The sequence below is a fragment of the Planotetraspora silvatica genome, from assembly GCF_016863315.1.
Taxonomy (GTDB): Bacteria; Actinomycetota; Actinomycetes; order Streptosporangiales; family Streptosporangiaceae; genus Planotetraspora; species Planotetraspora silvatica.
Genome location: NZ_BOOQ01000021.1, coordinates 53,284 through 70,203 on the forward strand (window position 1 = coordinate 53,284; position 16,920 = coordinate 70,203).

A 16,920-nucleotide genomic window follows, 5' to 3' on the forward strand; every position below is an offset into this window, starting at 1 on the left:
TGGAGGCGGCATGACCACCCACACCGAGGCCGAGATCGCCTCACAACCGGACTGCTGGCGCGAGGTGGCCGCCATTCCGGCCCAGGCCCTGCCCGCCCCCGGTGAACGCGTCGCCGTCGTCGGCTGCGGCACCTCCTGGTTCATCGCCCAGAGCTACGCGGCCCTCCGCGAGCGCGCGGGACACGGCGAGACCGACGCGTTCCCCGCTTCGGAGACCCCTCTCCGGCGTCCTTACGACCGCATCGTCGCCCTCACCCGGTCGGGGACCACCACCGAGGTCCTCGATCTCCTTCGCCGCGTGAAGGAGTCCGGCTCCTCCACCAGGACGACCGCCATCACCGCGGACGCGGACACGCCGGTGACCGGTCTGGCGGACGAGACGATCGTCCTCGGCTTCGCCGACGAGCGGTCCGTGGTGCAGACCCGCTTCGCCACGACCCAGCTCGCCCTCCTCCGCACGCACCTCGGCGAGGACCTCACCTCCGCCATCGCGGACGCAGAGCACGCGCTCGCCGAGCCGCTCCCGGAGTCGCTGATCGCCGCCGAGCAGTTCTCCTTCCTCGGCACCGGCTGGACGTACGGCATCGCCCAGGAGGCGGCGCTGAAAATGCGGGAGGCGTGCCGGGCCTGGACCGAGGCCCACCTCGCCATGGAGTACCGCCACGGCCCCATCGCCATCGCGGGACCGGGACGGATCACCTGGACGCTGGGCACGGCCCCCAGCGGGATGCGCGACCAGGTCGAGGCCACCGGCGGCACGCTCCTGGAGACGACCCTCGACCCGATGGCCGAACTCATCCGCGTCCAGCGGGTGGCCGTCGCCCGCGCCCACGCCGCCGGCCTGGACCCCGACCGGCCGCTGCACCTCACCCGGTCGGTCATCCTCCCCGCCTGACGGCACGACTCCGTAACCGAAGAGGTTGAGCGCCCGGCCGTCGTCCCGCTTCCGTACGGCGGGGCGGCGGCCGGCGCCTCGCCGTCCACGGGCCCGATCGGCGGGCCGGACCCGAAACCGAGCAGCACCATCGGCACGACGATCGAGGCGAGCGAGGTACGCCGCAATCCATACCTGGACGGGCCGGATCAGGCCTCGTGAAGCCCGCGGGCGATCAGCCGCCGTACGGCGTCGACGACGGTGCGCCTACGGCGGTCGCGGTCGGCCGGAGCGTTCGTGCCCAACTCGGGGGTGACCGACGCCCACGCCCCCGCCACCGAGATGACGAGCGTGAGGAGCTCGACCGGCGTGTAGTGATCCGACAGGACGCCCTCTCGCTGCGCCCGCGCCACCTTCTCGAGCTTCCCGACGTTGGAGGTCACGATGGCCTGCAGCGGAGCCCCCTGCGGCCGCTCCAGCCGGTACCAGGTGGCCAGGCGAACGGTCGCGGGATCGTCCTCGTAACGGTCGAACAACCGCCCGGCGTACCCCGGAAGGTCGGCGGCGTCGAACGGCACGTGCTCGATGGTCGCGGCGACCAGAGCGGTGAAGACCGCGTCGAACAACTGGTCCTTGTTGCCGAAGTACGCGTAGATCATCGCCTTGTTGCATCCGGCGGCTTCGGCGATGCGGTCGACCCGGGCCCCCGCGATGCCGAGCGCGGCGAACTCGACGGCCGCCGCCTCCAGAAGCCGCTTCTTCGTCCGATCCGCGTCCCGCACCATGCCCGTGACCCTACCACTCGGTCCAACCAACCGGTTAGTTGACACAACTCGCCCGGCGGGTGTTTCCTGACTCGTATCCAACTGGTCAGTTAGTTAGTGAAGGAACCCCTCATGTCCAAGACCTGGCTCATCACCGGCAGCTCCCGGGGCTTCGGCCGGGAGCTCGCCAAGGCGGCGCTCGACAACGGCGACCGGGTCGTCGCGACCGCGCGGCGCCCGGAGCAGCTCGACGATCTCGTGAAGGAGTACGGCGACGCCGTACGGGCGATCGGGCTCGACGTCACCGACGCGGCGGCCGCCCGCGCCGCCGTACAGACCGCGGTCGACGAGTTCGGGACGCTCGACGTCGTGGTGAACAACGCCGGCTACGCCAACAGCGCCTCCATCGAGGACACCCCCGACGACGATTTCCGCGCCCAGATCGAGACGAACCTGTTCGGCGTCGTCAACGTCACCAAGGCCGCCCTGCCCGTACTGCACCGGCAGCGGTCGGGGCACTTCATCCAGTTCTCCTCCATCGGCGGACGCGTCGGCGGCACTCCGGGGATGGGCGCGTACCAGACCGCCAAGTGGGCCGTCGAAGGCTTCTCCGAGGTTCTCAGCAACGAGGTGAAGCCCTTCGGCGTGAAGGTCACCATCATCGAGCCCGGCGGCTTCCGCACCGATTGGGGCGGCTCCTCGATGCGCACCCCACCGGTGAGCCAGGACTACGACGAGACGGTCGGCGCGATGAACCGCTACCGGGAGTCCACCGTGCACCAGTGGGCGGGCGACCCGGTCCGCGCCGCCAGGATCATCACCGACATCGTGGGCCTCGACGAGCCGCCGCTGCGCCTTCTGCTCGGTGCGGGCGCGGTCGACCTGGCGGAGCAGGCCTCCAGGGTGCGCGCCGCGGAAGCCGAGAAGTGGGCCGACGTCAGCAGGTCCGCCGACTTCCCCGCCGACGAGTCCTGACAGGGACGACCTTGACCGCCCGGCGTCCATCCGGTGCCGGCGGATCCGCTGCCTGCTCGCCGGGCAGGACCCGGAGTTCGCGGGTCACCGGTAGACGCTGGCGATCGCACGCAGGTCGGGATGCGTCTCCGAGGCCGGGCGCAGGCGCGGCGCGAGGGAACGCTTCAGCTTCCGGGGCACGCCCGGTCCCAGCCCCACATATTCCAGGCGGGTACCGGCGGGGACACCTCCCAGAAGGGTCGTGGCCCCCCGCCCGGTCACCCCGGTGTGGCGAAGCTCGAGCCGACGGAGCGGGCTGCCCATGAGCGCTCCGGTGAGCGCCTCCACGCCGAGGTCCCCGGTGACGTTGGCGGGTGCGCCGAGGGCGCGCTCCGACGGCGGCCGGCCGAGGTCCAGCACCTCGATCCCGTCGAGAGCCGCGGCCAGCGCACGGGCGCCGGCGGGTCCGATCCCGTTGCCGCCGAGGCCGAGGCCTACCGGCCGGGCGGGATCGGCCGCCGCCGCGAGCGCGGCGGCACCTTTGTCGCCCAGATGATTGGCCGCCAGGTAGAGCTCGCGGACACCCGCGTCGCGGATCAGCGCCGCCAGCAAAGGTGCGGCGTCGGGACCGAGGCCGTTGCCGCCGAGGAAGAGCCGCTCGATCGGCCGGGACCTGTCCGTGAGTGCGGCGAGAAGGGCGCCCAGCCCGTCCACGGTGAGCCCGGTGTTCACCAGGTCGAGCGTGCGGAGCGTGGTGTTGCGGCGCACCATCGTGGCGAGCGCCCGGACTCCCGCGTCGCCGATCGGATTGCGCTTGAGCCAGAGGCCGTGGACGGTGTCGTCACCGGCCAGCCGGTCGGCCAACGCGGCGGCTCCACCCGGGTCGATGCGGTTGCAGCCGAGATACAACGTCCGCAGCGGGTGGCCCGGCTGCAACGCCCCGGCGATCGCCCGGGCTCCCTCGGAGCCGATGGCGTTCGTGCCGAGCAGCAGATGGGCGACATGGGGCGAGGCGGTCACCACGGGCAGCAGCCGGATGACGCCCACCGGGCCGAGTCCCTGCTTGCAGAGGTCGATCCGCCCGTCCGGCCGTACGGTCCCCACCGGGAACGTCTCGTCGGCGCTGACCGGGTCCGAAGTGGCCAGCCTGGCGAGGAGCGGTCGGAGCGCCGCGGGGTCGGCGAGCGGCACATCGGGATGCTCGATCGCGGGGCAGCGCACGGGCGTCGGCTGCGTCATCACCACTCCACCGGTTGGAAGTCCTTCAGGAACAGGCCGGACATCCGCTGCCCGCCGACGCCTCGTACGACGGGGTCGTAGACGCGCGCGGCGCCGTCGATGACGTCCAGCGGCGGCCGGAAACCGGACTCCCGCTGGGCCGTCTTCGCAGGATGAGGACGTTCGTCGGTCACCCAGCCCGTGTCCACGCTGTTCATGTGAATCCCCGAGGCCGCATAGTCGGCGGCCGCCGTACGGGTCAGCATGTTCAGCGAAGCCTTCGCCATGTTCGTGTGCGGGTGCCGGACGGTCTTGTTCACGCGCGAGAAGCTCCCCTCCATGGCCGAGACCTGCACCACGTAGCGATCGGGGAACGGCGACGCCTCCATGAGCCCGCGCAGCCGGGAGGTGAGGAGGAAGGGCCCGAAGGCGTTCACCGTCTGCACCTCCAGCCACTCCACGGGATCGACCTCGTGCAGGCGCAGATTCCAGCTGTTGCGCGCGCGCAGGTCCAGCGGCTGGCCCGTCTCGTCCGTACGGCCGGCCGGGAAGAGCGACTCCATCCCGTCCTCCCCCGCCGCGAGCGTACGGCCGGCGGAGCCGAGGGCGGCGACCTCCACCGCCTCGCGGAAGGCGACCGCGGCCGGCCTCGCCGGAGTCGTGATCCGGACCCGTGCCGCCGTCCCTGTCAGAGGCTCGTTCTCCGCCGAGCGCACCTGATGGTGATACGCCTGGGGCCGTCTGATCGTCTGTGCCGCGTTGTTGACCAGGATGTCGAGGTGCTCGAAACGGTCGTGCACGGATTCGAGCAGCCCGGCCAAGCCCGCGAAGTCGAGCAGGTCGACGCCGTGAACATGTAAGCGGTCCAGCCACTCCGCGGAGTCGGGCACCGCCGCGAAACGACGGGCGGCGTCGCGGGGGAAGCGAGAGGTGACCAGGACCTCGGCGCCGTCACGCAACATCTTCAGCACCAGATGGAAGCCGATCTTGATGCGGCCGCCGGTGACGAGCGCCCGCCGCCCGTGCAGATCGCATCGCGCGTGACGGCGGCTCAGGCTCTCGGCCGCACAGTCCGGGCACATGAGGTGGTAGACGGGATGCACGTGGCCGTACATCGTCTTGCACACGTAGCACCGGTGGGCGCCGACCAGCGGCCGCAGGACCGTCGGCACCGGGCCGGCGGTCCCGGCGCCGGCCAGGTGTCCTGCGGCCGGCCGCGTCGGCTCGGGACCGGGGTCCTGCTCCTGGTAACGCTCCGAGGCCGCCATGGCCTCACGGTCGCGGCGCCTGCGGTCCGCGCGTCTGGCCGCCTTCCGCGCCTTCCTGCCCGCCCGGTAGACCTGCGCCACGGCCTCGTGCACGGCCGCCCACCGCGGGTCCGCGGGGTCCGTCGCGCGCGCCCGGTCGAGCACCCGCAGGCAGGTCTCGATGTCCGGCTGGGCGAGGGCGTCCGCGACCACGTCCGGGGGGTTCGACGCCATCGGCTCTCCTCACGAATGAGCGGCAAGGCCGGCCGGATTCGAACCGGCGTCCTCCCTTGAGCAAAGGGCACGACGACCTCTGCGCTACAGCCTTGCCTTCGGTCACCTTAGCGATATTTCCGACACTTGATCACGGGCCCGCACGGAGCGGCCGGCACGAAACGATCACCGAAGGGGCGGCGCTGTGACGCACATCACGCACGGCTCCTCACTGCACAAATATGCTCATTAATGCTATGAAAGATGCATAAACGAACCATCCTCCGTCGGGAGGCCGCAGTGATCTCCCCCACTGGCGCCTGCGACCAGGCAGAACTCGCGGCATGATCCTCACCGTCACGCTCAACCTGGCTCTCGACGTGACCTACGCGGTCGGCGATGTCGACTGGAACGGCATGAACCGCGTCAGCGCGGTCCATCGCCGCGCGGGCGGCAAGGGCGTGAACGTCGCCCGCGTGCTCACTTCTCTCGGCCACGAGGTCCTCGCCACGGGCCTCGCCGGAGGCCGTACCGGCGACGCCGTCCTGGCCGACCTCACCCTCGCGGGCGTCGCCGCGGACTTCACCCCCATCGCCGCCGAGTCACGGACCACCCTCGTGGTCTCCGACCCCGGCGCGTCCGCGTCCGGTACGGCCACAGCCCCCCGGAACGCGCTGTTCAACGAGCCGGGCCCGGTGGTGACCGACGAGGACCTCGCCCGTTTCACCCGCCACTTCGCCGGCCTCGTCGGCCGGGCGGACGCCGTCGTGATCTCCGGGAGCCTGCCTCCCGGCGTTCCCGCGGACTTCTACGCCGGACTCGCGGCGATGGCCGCGGAGCGAGGCGTGCCCGCGATCGTGGACGCCGACGGCGCTCCTCTCCGTCACGCCCTGCGCGGCCGTCCCTCGATCGTCAAACCCAACGCGGAGGAACTCGCGCGGGCCATGCCCCGCGGGGGGGCATCGCACCCGTCTCCCGACACGGCCCGGGCGGAAACGTTGCGGAGAGCGGGAGCGGAGTCCGTGGTGGTCTCGCTCGGAGCAGGCGGGGCGCTCGCGGTGACGCCCGGCGGGTCCTGGCGGGCCCACATGCCGCGCGAGATCTCCGGAAACCCGACCGGCGCGGGAGACGCCCTGGTGGCGGGGCTCGCCCTCGGCCTCGTGGAAGCCACCCCATGGCCGGACCGGCTGCGCCGCGCCACCGCGCTGGGGGCCGCCGCCGTCGCCGCTCCCCTCGCCGGCGACTTCGACCCCGGGGTCTACCGGACCCTCCACCCCGCGATCAGCATCGAGCCCGTCGCCTGACCCCCCACCCGAAGAACCACAGAAACGGAGGCCGTCCATGCCCCTCGTCGGCATCGGCGACATCACCCGTAACGCTCCGGCGGGCGTCGGCGCCTTCAACGTCATCCTGCTGGAGCACGCCGAGGCGATCGTCGCGGGAGCGGAGGCCGCGGACACCCCCGTGGTCCTGCAGATCAGCGAGAACGCGGTCCGCTATCACGGGGCGCTGGCCCCGATCGCGGTGGCCTCGCTGGCCGTCGCCGGCGCCGCGGCCGTGCCCGTCGCCGTGCATCTCGACCACGCCACCGACCGCGCCCTGGTCGAGGAGGCCGTCACGCTCGGGCTCGGCTCGGTCATGTTCGACGCCTCCGCACTCGACGACGAAGCCAACGTGGCGGCCACCGCGGACGTCGTCGCCTGGTGCCACGAGCGCGGCGTGTGGGTGGAGGCCGAGCTCGGCGAGGTCGGCGGGAAGGACGGTGTGCACGCGCCGGGCGCCCGCACCAAACCACACGAGGCCGCCGACTACGTGGCGCGTACGGGTGTCGACGCCCTGGCGGTGGCCGTCGGCAGCTCCCACGCGATGACCACCAAGGACGCCGTGCTCGACCTCGACCTCATCGCGGAGCTCCACGCCGCGGTGCCGGTCCCTCTCGTGCTGCACGGCTCCTCCGGGGTGCCCGACGACACCCTCCGCGCTGCCGTACGGCACGGCATGAAGAAGATCAACATCGCCACGCATCTCAACAAGGCCTTCACCGAGGCCGTCCGCGGCCACCTCGACCTACACCCGTCGGCGGTCGACTCCCGGGCGTACGTCAAGGTCGGCCGCGACGCCGTCGCCCGCGAGGTGGCCCATCTCCTCAACGTCCTGTCATGACCCCCCACAGAACCCCGCCGTGATCATGCACCGATTCGTACGCGGCCACGCCGACCTGCGCGAACCTCCGCCGTGATCATGCATGGATTCGTGCGCGGCCACGGTGACCTGCGCATACGGTCCGCGTGATCATGCGCAGATTCGTTGACGGGCGCTCTGACCTGCGCAAATCTCTGGCGTGATCATGCGCAAGATGCGGGCCCAATTGACTTGTGCGCAACGTGCGCAAGAGCGCTGCGGCCATGGCCACAGCGACCGCGGGCAGCCTTCTGCGGGCAGGTTACTTCGGGTTCTCTGTTCGATGGGCGATGCGTCCGCGAAAACTATTCGGGCGATGTATCGAGCAAGGGCCGGGTCCGCGCACGGCCGTACACGAATGTGTGCATGATCACACGGACCGTATGCGCAGGCCAACACGGCCGCGCACGAACCCGTGCATGATCACGACAAAGGTTCGCGCAGGCCAGCACAGCCGTACACGAACCCGTGCATGATCACGCGGACCGTATGCGCAGGCCAGCATGGCCGCGCACGAACCTGTGCATGATCACGACAAAGGTTCGCGCAGGTCGGCATGGCCGCGCACGAACCCGTGCATGATCACGGCGGGGGTAGGGGGACGACGGTGGCGGTTCGGCGGGCTTGTTCTGCGGCCCATACGACGCGGTGGGAGGCGAGGCTCGTGGCGGCGTCCGTCCAGACCAGCGAGGCGTCGCCCACGGCCACCGCCCGGAGGAAGGCGTCCACGAGGGCTCCGTCTCCCCCACCATGGCCGTCCGCGGTCGAGGCTCCGCTCTCCGCGCTGGTGTCGACGACCTCCTCCCGGCCTGTACGGAAGTCAATGACCTTCAGCAGGGTCCCGTCGCCCTCCAGGTAGCCGTGTGTGCCGAAGATCCTGGTCCTGCGCTGCTCCTGCGGTGTGAACGCCGTCATGGTGAAGGAGACGGTGCCGCCCCCGGCGAACTCCCAGGAGACCACCTGATGGTCGACGGCGGAGTTGTCGCAGGCGTAGACGCACCGGCCGTAGGGTCCCTCGCGCAGGGCCTGCCGTACGCCCTCCTCGGTGTGGTCGGAGGTGACCACGCTCAACGGCCAGAACGTGCGGTCCGGATCCTTCAGGCAGTCGAGGTAGAGCCGGGGCGCCGAGTAGGGGCAGGTGGCCTCGACCGCGCAGTCGAGACACCGGTCCGCCGCGCCCTCCGGCCGGTTGGCCGCGGTGAAGTGTTTCAGCGACCCGAACGACGAGACGCGTTCGACCGGCCGGCCGGTGATGTGGAGCAGCCAGTCGATGTCGTGGCACGACTTCGCGAGCAACATGGGCGCGTCCTGCTCACGCCGCCAGTTGCCGCGCACGAACGAGTGGGCCTGGTGCCACCAGCCGACCGGCTCGAGGTGCTGCACGCTCACGATCTCGCCGATCCGCCCGGACGCGAGAAGCGAGGTGAGCACGCGGGTGTAGACGGTGTAGCGGAGCACATGGCAGACCGTGAGGATCACTCCGGCCGCCTCCACCGCGTCCACGATGCGCCGTGCGTCGGCCTCCGAGGTGGCCATCGGCTTCTCCAGCAGCAGGTGGTGTCCCGTGCGGGCGAACGCCACGGCCTGGTCGGCGTGCTGCCCGTCCGGGCTGGCGATGACGGCGGCGTCCGCCGACCGCTGGGCGGCCAGGGCCGTCCAGTCCGCGTGGACGTGTTCCGGCGCCAGCCCGTGCTCGGCGGCGAAGGCCGCCCGGCGCTTCGGATCGGGATCGGCGACGGCGACCACGCGGGCGCCCGCGGCCGCCGCGTGGCGGGCGTAGACCGTGCCCCGCATGCCCGCTCCGACGACGACCAGTGTGACCGGCCGGCTCATGTTCGATCCTCTCCGCGGGTCATCCCTTGAGCCCGCTGAACGACATGGTCGCGATGAAGTGCCGCTGGGCCACGAGGAACGCCGCGATCAGCGGGAAGGTCGCCAGCACGTTGCCGGCCATCAGCGCCGACCACTGGGTGTGCCGGGCTCCCGCGAACGTCGTGAGACCCACCTGCAGGGTGTAGGTCTCCTCGGAGTTGATGGCGATCAGCGGCCAGATCAGGTCGTTCCACGCGCCGAGGAACGTGAAGACGGCCAGGGTCGCGAGCGCGGGACGGGCGAGCGGCAACACCACGCGGAAGAACACGCCGAGGCGGTTGCAGCCGTCGATCCGGGCGGCCTCCTCCAGTTCGCGCGGCAGGCTGAGGAAGAACTGCCTCATCAGGAAGACCCCGAAGGCCGTCGCCAGCCAGGGCAGGAACGCCGCGGCCAGCGTGTCGATCAGGCCGAGGCTCTTGAAGACGAGGAACGTCGGGATCATCAGCACCTGGGTCGGCACCATGACGGTCGCCATGATGGCCACGAAGGCGACGCCCCTGCCGCGGAAGCGCAGCCGGGCGAAGCCGTACCCGGCGAGGGAGCACAACACCAGGTGGGCGACGACGGCGACGGCGGTGACGAGCAGCGTGTTGCCGAACCACCGCGGGTAGCTGTCCTCGGTGAGGACCTTGAGGTACCCGCCGAAGTCGATGTGGCTGGGCCACAGGTGCGGCGGGAACGCGTTGATCTCGGCGTCGGGCATGAACGACGTGATGAGCATCCACACCAGCGGCGCCGCGAACAACAACGACAGCGGCATGAGGACCAGGTGGTAGGGCCACTGACGCTTCATGAGGGTGCCTCCCCTCGCCGGGCGTACCAGAGCGCGCCCCCGGACACGACCAGGGTGACCACGAACAGCGCGTAGGCCACGGCCGCCCCGTATCCGGCGTGGAACAGCTGGAAGGCCTGCTGGTACAGGTAGAACACGATCACGGTGGTGGAGTCGAGGGGCTGCCCCTTGGTGGTCGTGTACACCAGGTCGAACAGTTGCAGCGCGTCGATCGTCTGCCAGATCACCAGGAAGACGGTGGCGGGCCTGAGCTGGGGCAGGGTCACCGCCCGGAAGACCCGGAACGCGCCCGCGCCGTCGACCCGCGCCGCTTCGAGCAGTTCGCGCGGGATGTCCTGCAACGCGGCCAGGTAGACCACGATGGGCAGGCCCACCGAGCCCCACAACGACACCATGACCAGGGTGAGCAACGCCTGCGAGGGGTCCTGCAGGAATCCCTGCCGGGCGATGCCCGCGCCCGCGAGCAGGTCGTTCACGATGCCGAACTGCGGATCGAGGATGAAGTTGGCGAGGATGCCCGTGGCGGCCGCCGAGACGACGTACGGCACGAACAGGCAGGTCCGGTAGAACGCGCGGAACCGGATCGGCCGGTTGAGCGCGAGCGCGATCGGCAGCCCGATGATGAGCGATCCCGGGACGTACAGGACGGAGTACAGCAGGGTGTGCAGGGTCGCCGCCCGCAGATCCGGGTCGTCGAGCAGGTCGCGGTAGTTCTGCAGCCCCACGAACGAGCCGGGCGCCAGCAGGTTGTCGTCCCGCAGCGAGAGGATCAGCGCCCAGACCGCCGGGAAGATCGACAGGCCGACGATGACGAGCGTCGCCGGCCCGACGAAGCCCCACCCGGTCAGGTGGGGCATCAGCCGTACCCGGGGCCTGGCCCGCCGCCCGCGCATCGTGAGCGCGTCGGCGGCCATGTCAGCCCTTCGCCAGGATCTTGTCGGCCTCCGCGGCCGCGCCGGAGAGCGCCTGCTGTGCCGTCGCCTGGCCGAGGAGAACCTGGTCGATCGCATCGCCGACCTTCGCCGAGATGTCGGGATACCCCGCGATCGACGGGCGGGCCTGCATCGCGTTGTCCTGGTTGGCCAGGAACGCGTCCGCCCCGGTGAACTGCTCCGCGAACTTCTTGTAGGCGGGCAGCTTCGAGGTGGCCTGGCGGATGGGCAGGTTGCCCGATCCGAGCGACCAGCGGGCGTCCTGTTCCGGCTTGGTCAGCCAGGCGAGGAAGTCCTTGGCCGCCTGGGCCCGCTTGGAGCCGTTGTCGAACACCACCCAGTTGTCCGGGCCGGAGATCGTCTGGTGGTTGCCGCCATAACCCGGGAGCGGCACCACGCCGTAGTCGACGTCGTGGTCGGCGAGGTCGCGCATCGCCCATGGGCCCGCCATCTCCATGCCGACCTTGCCGCTGTAGAAGAGCGGCAGGAACTTCTCGCCGTTCTGGTCCAGGTAGACCGACTTGTCGTCGACCGCCATGGCCCGCCAGAGGTCGAGGCTCTGCACGGCCTGCGGCGACGCGAAGGCGGCGGTCTTGCCGTCGGAGTTCAGGATCGACCCGCCCTGCTGCCAGACCATGGGCCAGAAGCGCCAGACGGTGTCCTCGTCACCGGTGACCACGTACGACGTGCCGAAGACGCCCTTGCCGGGATCGGTCAGCTTCTTCGCCGCCGTGCGGAAGTCGTCCCAGGTCCAGTCCTTCGTCGGGTACGGCACGCCCGCGGCGTCGAAGAGCTTCTTGTTGTAGATCAGTCCCAGGTTGTCGACGACGGACGGGACGCCGATGACCTTGCCGTCGACCGTGGCGGCCTCACGCGCGGCGGGCCAGAAGTCGTCCCAGCCGAACGACGGGTCCTTCACCATCGAGGACAGGTCGACGACCTTGGGGGTGTCGGCGAGGGTCGAGGACCAGGAGCCGTACATGTACGCGACGTCAGGCGGTTCGCCGCCGGCCAGCGCGGCCTGGACCTTCTGCAGCATCTCGTCCACGTTGGTCGTGCCGACCTCGGGGTCGACCACCACCCCCGGGTGCGACTTGTTGTACTCGTCGGCGAGGTCCTTGAGGGTCTGGCCCTCGGCCTCGGTCTGGCCGTGCCACCACACGACCTTGACCTTGCCGCCGTCATCGCCGGACTGGCCGCCGCACGCGGTCGCGAAGCCGAGCGCGGGGACGATGGCAAGGACGATGGCGAGCTTGCGGATCATGGCTTCATCTCCTCTCGGAGCGACTCGGGCAGCAGGTCGGAGTGCGCGCGCACCATCTCGTCGCACAGCTCCCAGATCTGCTCCAGGGTGAGGGTCGCCGCGGTGTTCGGGTCCACCATCGCGGCGTGGCGGATGTGCTCGGGCCTGCCGTCGACGGCGGCCCGGACGGTGAGTTCGCCGACGGTGGCGAAGGAGCGGTTCAGCGCCGCGCACTGCGGCGGGAGGTCTCCGACGGCCATCGGATGCACGCCCAGCCGGTCCACCAGGCAGGGGACCTCCACGGCGTAGCCGGCGGGCAGGTTGGAGATCAGCCCGTGGTTCGGCAGGTTGCCGTAGACCACACGTGGCCGGCCGGTCACCATGGCGTGGATGATCTGCGGGGCGTACTCCATCGTGGCGTCGGGCGGCTCGAACTCCCCCGCGCGGGCGCGCTCGTACGTGGCCACGTTGTCCGCGCTGATCTGGACGTACTCTCCGACGTTCAGCCGGAACCGCTCGATCTCCTCGTCGTGGCGCAGGAACCAGGGGAGGTATTCGGAGGAGTGCTCGCTGGACTCGGTCGGGTAGTAGCCGAGCCGCCGGTACATCTCCACCCGGACGCGCCGCCGCAGTTCGGGGTCCTTCTCGATGGCCGCGTCCAGACGCGGGTAGAGGTCCTCCCCGTTCGCCGAGAAACGCAACACCCACGACTGGTGGTTGACGCCGGCGCACAGGTAGTCGATCTCGTCGTACGGCACGCCGACCAGGTCGGCCAGGCCGTCCATCGTCCAGTGGACCGAATGGCACAGGCCGACCACCCGGGGCAGCTTGCGCGCCAGGTAGGTGATGTTCATGGCCATCGGGTTGGTGTAGTTGAGCAGCCACGCGCCGGGACAGACGTCGGTGATGTCGGCCGCCAGCGCGTCCAGGAAGGGGAAGGTGCGCAGTGCCCGGAAGATCCCGCCCACGCCCAGTGTGTCGCCGATCGTCTGGCGCAGGCCGTACCGTGCGGGGATCTCGAAGTCGGTCACGGTGGCGGCGTGCATGCCCACCTGGACCATGTTGATCACGAAGTCGGCTCCGGCGAGCGCCTCGCGCCGGTCGCGGTGAGTGGTGATGACCAGACCGGTACGGCTCTCGCCGGCGATCCTGCGCGCTCCGGTCTCCGCGACCGCGAGCCGTTCCGCTGAGATGTCGTGGAGGGCGATCTCACTTTCCGCGAGCTCCGGGAAGCTCGCCAGGTCGGCCAGCAGGCCCTGGGTGAACACGACGCTGCCGGCGCCGATGAAAACAATCTTCAATGGGTCGCTCCTAGCGGGTGGGCCCTGATGAGGGCCCACCCCGGGGTGGTTCAGACGCCGCGGCAGGCCACGCGGTAGGCGTCCAGTTCCAGATGTTTCTTCAATGAGTTGAAGTTCTGCGCGTTGGCCTTCGCGCAGAACTTGGACGTGGCGAGGTCGTACTCGACCTGCATGACGGCCTTGCCCGCGGCGACGAACTGGTCGTAGCCGTAGCCGCCGTTGTCCGCGGTCGTGCACTCCTTGTATGTGAAGCACTCCTCGTTCAGCGCCCAGTCGAAGTACGGCAACAGCTGCGGGATCTGGGCGTTGTCGTTCTTCAGGGCCACGGAGAGGCCTCTGTTGTGGGCCTCGTTCGCCAGCCACGAGTTGTAGGCGAGCTGGTCGGCCTTCGTGAGGGGGAAGCCCGTCTTGTTGGTGTAGCCGTCGACGTTGTCCGGTTCGACCGCGTCGAAGCCCTTCGCCTTGCACATGTCGAGCCGGGCCCGCATGATCGCGCCGAGGGGCCCGCCGTACTGGCGGATGTCCAGCCAGCGCTCTCCCGCCCAGCCGTCGAGGTTCTTGCCCAGCACCGCGGCCGGGAACTGGGCGGCGTCGGGGCGCCAGTCCTCATAGGAACCGGCGCTGATGTAGCAGACGACCTTGCGGCCCTGCCTCGTCCCGTGCAGATCGGAGACCAGGCCGACGGGAGCATCAAATCCATCGATGTCGTACATATCGACATTTAGATAGGGACTCGTCGGCAGTGACGACAGTTGCCACTGCCAACTGGTCCGCAGGGCGGGATGCCAGCAGCTGGGGCAGGCGACGGGGGCCGGCAGAGCGGCGCCCTGCGCGGGGCTCGCGGTGACGATCAGGCTGACCGCGAAGATGGCGGTGAACAACGCCTTGAGATAGCGCATGTGCACTCCTCGCATGGACTGACGTTCAGGCAAGGGGCGTCATGCGTGCTGTTCCTCACTCTCCCTCACCGCTCGGCCCACGATGCGGTGGGAGTGACAAGACCCATAGTGATCAGCAGGACCATGTCAGCACGCCTCGTTCGGCTTCCTTCCTCGCGACTGGCTCAAGACTTGCGCGTATTAGCTCGATTCGCAATGCTTTCGAGCATTAATTCGCACGAAATGGAGTCCCGAGCGATGTTCGACCTCCTCGTGGTAGGCGACGCCAATCCCGACGTGATCCTCTCGAGCGCCCCCCGACGTCCCGCGTACGGCCAGCGCGAGGAACTCGTCGACACCGGCGTCCTCACCGTCGGCGGCTCCGGCGCGATCATGGCGTGCGGAGCGGCGCGACTCGGTCTGCGCACGGCGTTCGTGGGCCGGGTGGGCGACGACGAGGCGGGCCGCTTCATGTTGTCCTCGCTGGAGGCACGGGGCGTCGACGTGTCGGCCTGCGTCGTGGACCCCGCACTGCCGACGGCGCTGACGGTCGTGCTGGTCGACGGCGGAGGGGACCGGGCCATCCTCACCGCGCCGGGGTGCCTGCCGCATCTGTCCGGGGCGGACGTCCCCCGGGAACTCCTCGCGTCCTCCCGCCACGTGCACGCGGCGTCGTTCTTCCTCCAGCCTCGGCTGGCCGCGGACCTTCCGTCCCTCTTCTCCGTCGCGCGATCTCACGGGGCGACCACATCGCTCGACACCAACGACGACCCGTCGGGCCGGTGGGAGGGACTGGCGGAGGTCCTCGCGGAGACCGACGTGCTGCTGCCCAACGAGGCCGAAGTGCTGGCGATCGCCGGCCGGATCGCCGGGGGCTCGCCGTCCGCTCATGCGCCATCCGTTCAGGCACCGTCGACTCACGCGCCATCCGCTCATGCGCCATCCGCTCAGGCACCGTCGACTCATGCACCGTCGACCCGTGTGCCGTCGGCCCGCGTGCCCTCGACCCTCCCGTCCGGCGCCTCCGTGGCGCCCTCCGCCGTCGAGGCCGCCGCGCGTGATCTGGCCGCGCGGGGCATGCTCCCCGTCGTCAAGCTCGGACGGGACGGCGTGCTCGCGTGGACGGACGCGGGAGCCGTACGCGCTCCGGCCGTGGCGGTCACCCCGGTCGACACGGTCGGGGCCGGCGACAGTCTCGACGCCGGGTTCGTCGCGGCGCTGCTGCGGGGGCTGCCGCCGGCCACCGCGCTGCGGATCGCCGCGGCCTGTGGTTCGCTGTCGACGCGGGCGGCGGGCGGGACCTCGGCTCAGGCGACCTGGGAGGAGGCGGTGAGCGCCGCCTCCGTCTCCCTCCCGTGATCCCCGTGGACCGCGGCGCGGACAACGGCGCGGGCAGCGGCGGGGCGGTGTTCACCGACGACAGGCATCCGGCTGGCCTGGCCGGCTCGCCCGCTCATCTCACAAGAGGTCGTCGCTCGCGGATCCAGGGGCAAGGGGCCGCTTTTTCGTTTCTCATGGAATCTCGGACGGCTTCCATGAGAAACGAAAAGGCCGAGACTGCACGAGCGACCGGCCACGGCCGTTGGCCAGATCCGCCTCGGATGGTGCGGCGAAAGCGAACGGGGATGAACAGGCACTCGTTCGACTGCGCTGTCTCCTGAACACGGGCATGCCGGTCGACATGAGTCGGCCAAAGATACGACGGAAACCGGCAACCAGTGATCTTGAGTTGAACTTGCCGCAGGTGAGGTGCTGGGGCGGATCGGCGTCGGCTGCCCGACCAGGGACAGCGATGCGCAAACGCAGCCGGAGGCCCGATCTTGTGTCACCGTTCGCAGTGGACTTCTTCGCGTACCCGCTCAGATCAGTCAACGGCGTACCCGATAGCGCAGGTGAAGCACCCGGTTGCCCTGAATCACCACCTCAGGATCCTCCAACATGTGCTGCGCGTGGACCGACCCGAAGTAGCGCTTGCCGGACCCGAACACGACGGGCACGACGTCCATGCGCACCTCGTCGATCAGGCCCGCGGCCAGCACCTGGCCACCGACGTCGCCAGCGGCGACCTCGACCATGCGGTCACCCGCAAGTTCCTGCGCCTTGGCCACGGCTGCCTTGACGCCGTCGACGAAGTGAAACGGCGCCTCGGGGTCCCAGCCTTCGGGCTCCGGCCGGTGCGTCACGACGACCACGTGATCGATCCCGCCCGGAGGTTTCCCGTCCCAGCCGTCCGTCATGTCGAAGACGTGGCGGCCGACGATCGTGACTCCGATCTGGTCCCAGTACGGCCGGGTGTAGTCGTAGGACGTCTGCGACACCTTCAGCTCGCCGCTCTCGTCCAACGGGACGTCGCCGCTGGACAACCAGTCGAACAGCGGTCCGGGCTGGTCATTCTCGTCCGCGACGAAGCCGTCCACCGACACCGAGCTGTACATGACCACCTTGCCCAC

The 16,920-nt window shown here is 70.1% G+C and carries 15 protein-coding genes and 1 tRNA gene; 5 read left to right on the forward strand and 11 right to left on the reverse strand.

The annotated features are described in order from the left end of the window. Positions 1-10 precede the first annotated feature (10 nt). Complete coding sequence (locus Psi02_RS16080; protein ID WP_203974896.1) at positions 11-895, forward strand: SIS domain-containing protein; 885 nt, start codon at positions 11-13, stop codon at positions 893-895. A gap of 188 nt (positions 896-1,083) precedes the next feature. Here the strand turns inward: Psi02_RS16080 and Psi02_RS16085 are convergent, their stop codons facing one another. Beyond that, positions 1,084-1,659 carry a TetR family transcriptional regulator gene (locus tag Psi02_RS16085; protein WP_203974897.1) on the reverse strand — a complete coding sequence of 192 codons (576 nt, stop codon included), beginning with the start codon at positions 1,657-1,659 and terminating at the stop codon, positions 1,084-1,086. Positions 1,660-1,770: 111 nt separating this feature from the next. Between Psi02_RS16085 and Psi02_RS16090 the strand changes: the two genes are divergently transcribed. Next, on the forward strand, positions 1,771-2,613 hold the full coding sequence (locus Psi02_RS16090) for an oxidoreductase (protein ID WP_203974898.1): 843 nt from the start codon (positions 1,771-1,773) through the stop codon (positions 2,611-2,613). 84 nt (positions 2,614-2,697) lie between these two features. Here the strand turns inward: Psi02_RS16090 and Psi02_RS16095 are convergent, their stop codons facing one another. From Psi02_RS16095 to Psi02_RS16105, 3 genes are all read right to left on the reverse strand, one after another. Beyond that, positions 2,698-3,831: a leucine-rich repeat domain-containing protein gene (locus Psi02_RS16095; protein ID WP_203974900.1), complete on the reverse strand. Its 1,134-nt coding sequence runs from the start codon at positions 3,829-3,831 to the stop codon at positions 2,698-2,700. After that, complete coding sequence (locus Psi02_RS16100) at positions 3,831-5,291, reverse strand: SDR family oxidoreductase (RefSeq protein WP_203974901.1); 1,461 nt, start codon at positions 5,289-5,291, stop codon at positions 3,831-3,833. Before Psi02_RS16100 ends, Psi02_RS16095 begins: the two co-directional genes overlap by 1 nt. Before the next feature lie 23 nt (positions 5,292-5,314). After that, positions 5,315-5,385, reverse strand: a tRNA-Ser gene (locus Psi02_RS16105). 229 nt (positions 5,386-5,614) lie between these two features. Between Psi02_RS16105 and Psi02_RS16110 the strand changes: the two genes are divergently transcribed. After that, a complete protein-coding gene (locus tag Psi02_RS16110) occupies positions 5,615-6,574 on the forward strand; it encodes a 1-phosphofructokinase family hexose kinase (RefSeq protein ID WP_203974902.1) in 960 nt (319 codons plus the stop codon). Between the two features lie 37 nt (positions 6,575-6,611). Continuing rightward, complete coding sequence (locus Psi02_RS16115; RefSeq protein WP_203974903.1) at positions 6,612-7,433, forward strand: class II fructose-bisphosphate aldolase; 822 nt, start codon at positions 6,612-6,614, stop codon at positions 7,431-7,433. Positions 7,434-8,033: 600 nt separating this feature from the next. Here Psi02_RS16115 and Psi02_RS16120 read toward each other — a convergent pair. The 6 genes from Psi02_RS16120 to Psi02_RS16145 are packed head-to-tail and all read right to left on the reverse strand — an operon-like array spanning position 8,034 to position 14,491. Beyond that, positions 8,034-9,284 (reverse strand): Gfo/Idh/MocA family protein, encoded by a 1,251-nt coding sequence (locus tag Psi02_RS16120; protein WP_203974904.1) that lies wholly within the window; start codon positions 9,282-9,284, stop codon positions 8,034-8,036. A gap of 19 nt (positions 9,285-9,303) precedes the next feature. Beyond that, positions 9,304-10,116, reverse strand: coding sequence for a carbohydrate ABC transporter permease (locus Psi02_RS16125; protein WP_203974905.1), 813 nt, complete (start codon positions 10,114-10,116; stop codon positions 9,304-9,306). Continuing rightward, a complete protein-coding gene (locus Psi02_RS16130) occupies positions 10,113-11,030 on the reverse strand; it encodes a carbohydrate ABC transporter permease (RefSeq protein WP_203974906.1) in 918 nt (305 codons plus the stop codon). Before Psi02_RS16130 ends, Psi02_RS16125 begins: the two co-directional genes overlap by 4 nt. Position 11,031: 1 nt before the next feature. Further along, entirely contained in the window at positions 11,032-12,312 is a 1,281-nt protein-coding gene (locus tag Psi02_RS16135; RefSeq protein ID WP_203974907.1) for an ABC transporter substrate-binding protein, read from the reverse strand. Beyond that, positions 12,309-13,592: an alpha-glucosidase/alpha-galactosidase gene (locus Psi02_RS16140; RefSeq protein WP_203974909.1), complete on the reverse strand. Its 1,284-nt coding sequence runs from the start codon at positions 13,590-13,592 to the stop codon at positions 12,309-12,311. The genes Psi02_RS16135 and Psi02_RS16140 overlap by 4 nt, the downstream gene beginning before the upstream one ends. Positions 13,593-13,642: 50 nt before the next feature. Next, positions 13,643-14,491: an endo alpha-1,4 polygalactosaminidase gene (locus tag Psi02_RS16145; protein ID WP_203974911.1), complete on the reverse strand. Its 849-nt coding sequence runs from the start codon at positions 14,489-14,491 to the stop codon at positions 13,643-13,645. A 237-nt stretch (positions 14,492-14,728) separates the two neighbouring features. Here Psi02_RS16145 and Psi02_RS16150 point away from each other — a divergent pair, with 237 nt between their 5' ends. Further along, a complete protein-coding gene (locus tag Psi02_RS16150; protein WP_203974913.1) occupies positions 14,729-15,829 on the forward strand; it encodes a carbohydrate kinase family protein in 1,101 nt (366 codons plus the stop codon). 509 nt (positions 15,830-16,338) lie between these two features. Here Psi02_RS16150 and Psi02_RS16155 read toward each other — a convergent pair. Continuing rightward, positions 16,339-16,920 carry a dihydrofolate reductase family protein gene (locus Psi02_RS16155; protein ID WP_203974914.1) on the reverse strand — a complete coding sequence of 194 codons (582 nt, stop codon included), beginning with the start codon at positions 16,918-16,920 and terminating at the stop codon, positions 16,339-16,341.

Coding starts and splice junctions, on each gene's coding strand:
- Psi02_RS16080 (WP_203974896.1), top strand. CDS start 11: ATGACCACCCACACCGAGGCCGAGATCGCCTCACAACCGGACTGCTGG.
- Psi02_RS16085 (WP_203974897.1), bottom strand. CDS start 1,659: ATGGTGCGGGACGCGGATCGGACGAAGAAGCGGCTTCTGGAGGCGGCG.
- Psi02_RS16090 (WP_203974898.1), top strand. CDS start 1,771: ATGTCCAAGACCTGGCTCATCACCGGCAGCTCCCGGGGCTTCGGCCGG.
- Psi02_RS16095 (WP_203974900.1), bottom strand. CDS start 3,831: ATGACGCAGCCGACGCCCGTGCGCTGCCCCGCGATCGAGCATCCCGAT.
- Psi02_RS16100 (WP_203974901.1), bottom strand. CDS start 5,291: ATGGCGTCGAACCCCCCGGACGTGGTCGCGGACGCCCTCGCCCAGCCG.
- Psi02_RS16110 (WP_203974902.1), top strand. CDS start 5,615: ATGATCCTCACCGTCACGCTCAACCTGGCTCTCGACGTGACCTACGCG.
- Psi02_RS16115 (WP_203974903.1), top strand. CDS start 6,612: ATGCCCCTCGTCGGCATCGGCGACATCACCCGTAACGCTCCGGCGGGC.
- Psi02_RS16120 (WP_203974904.1), bottom strand. CDS start 9,284: ATGAGCCGGCCGGTCACACTGGTCGTCGTCGGAGCGGGCATGCGGGGC.
- Psi02_RS16125 (WP_203974905.1), bottom strand. CDS start 10,116: ATGAAGCGTCAGTGGCCCTACCACCTGGTCCTCATGCCGCTGTCGTTG.
- Psi02_RS16130 (WP_203974906.1), bottom strand. CDS start 11,030: ATGGCCGCCGACGCGCTCACGATGCGCGGGCGGCGGGCCAGGCCCCGG.
- Psi02_RS16135 (WP_203974907.1), bottom strand. CDS start 12,312: ATGATCCGCAAGCTCGCCATCGTCCTTGCCATCGTCCCCGCGCTCGGC.
- Psi02_RS16145 (WP_203974911.1), bottom strand. CDS start 14,491: ATGCGCTATCTCAAGGCGTTGTTCACCGCCATCTTCGCGGTCAGCCTG.
- Psi02_RS16150 (WP_203974913.1), top strand. CDS start 14,729: ATGTTCGACCTCCTCGTGGTAGGCGACGCCAATCCCGACGTGATCCTC.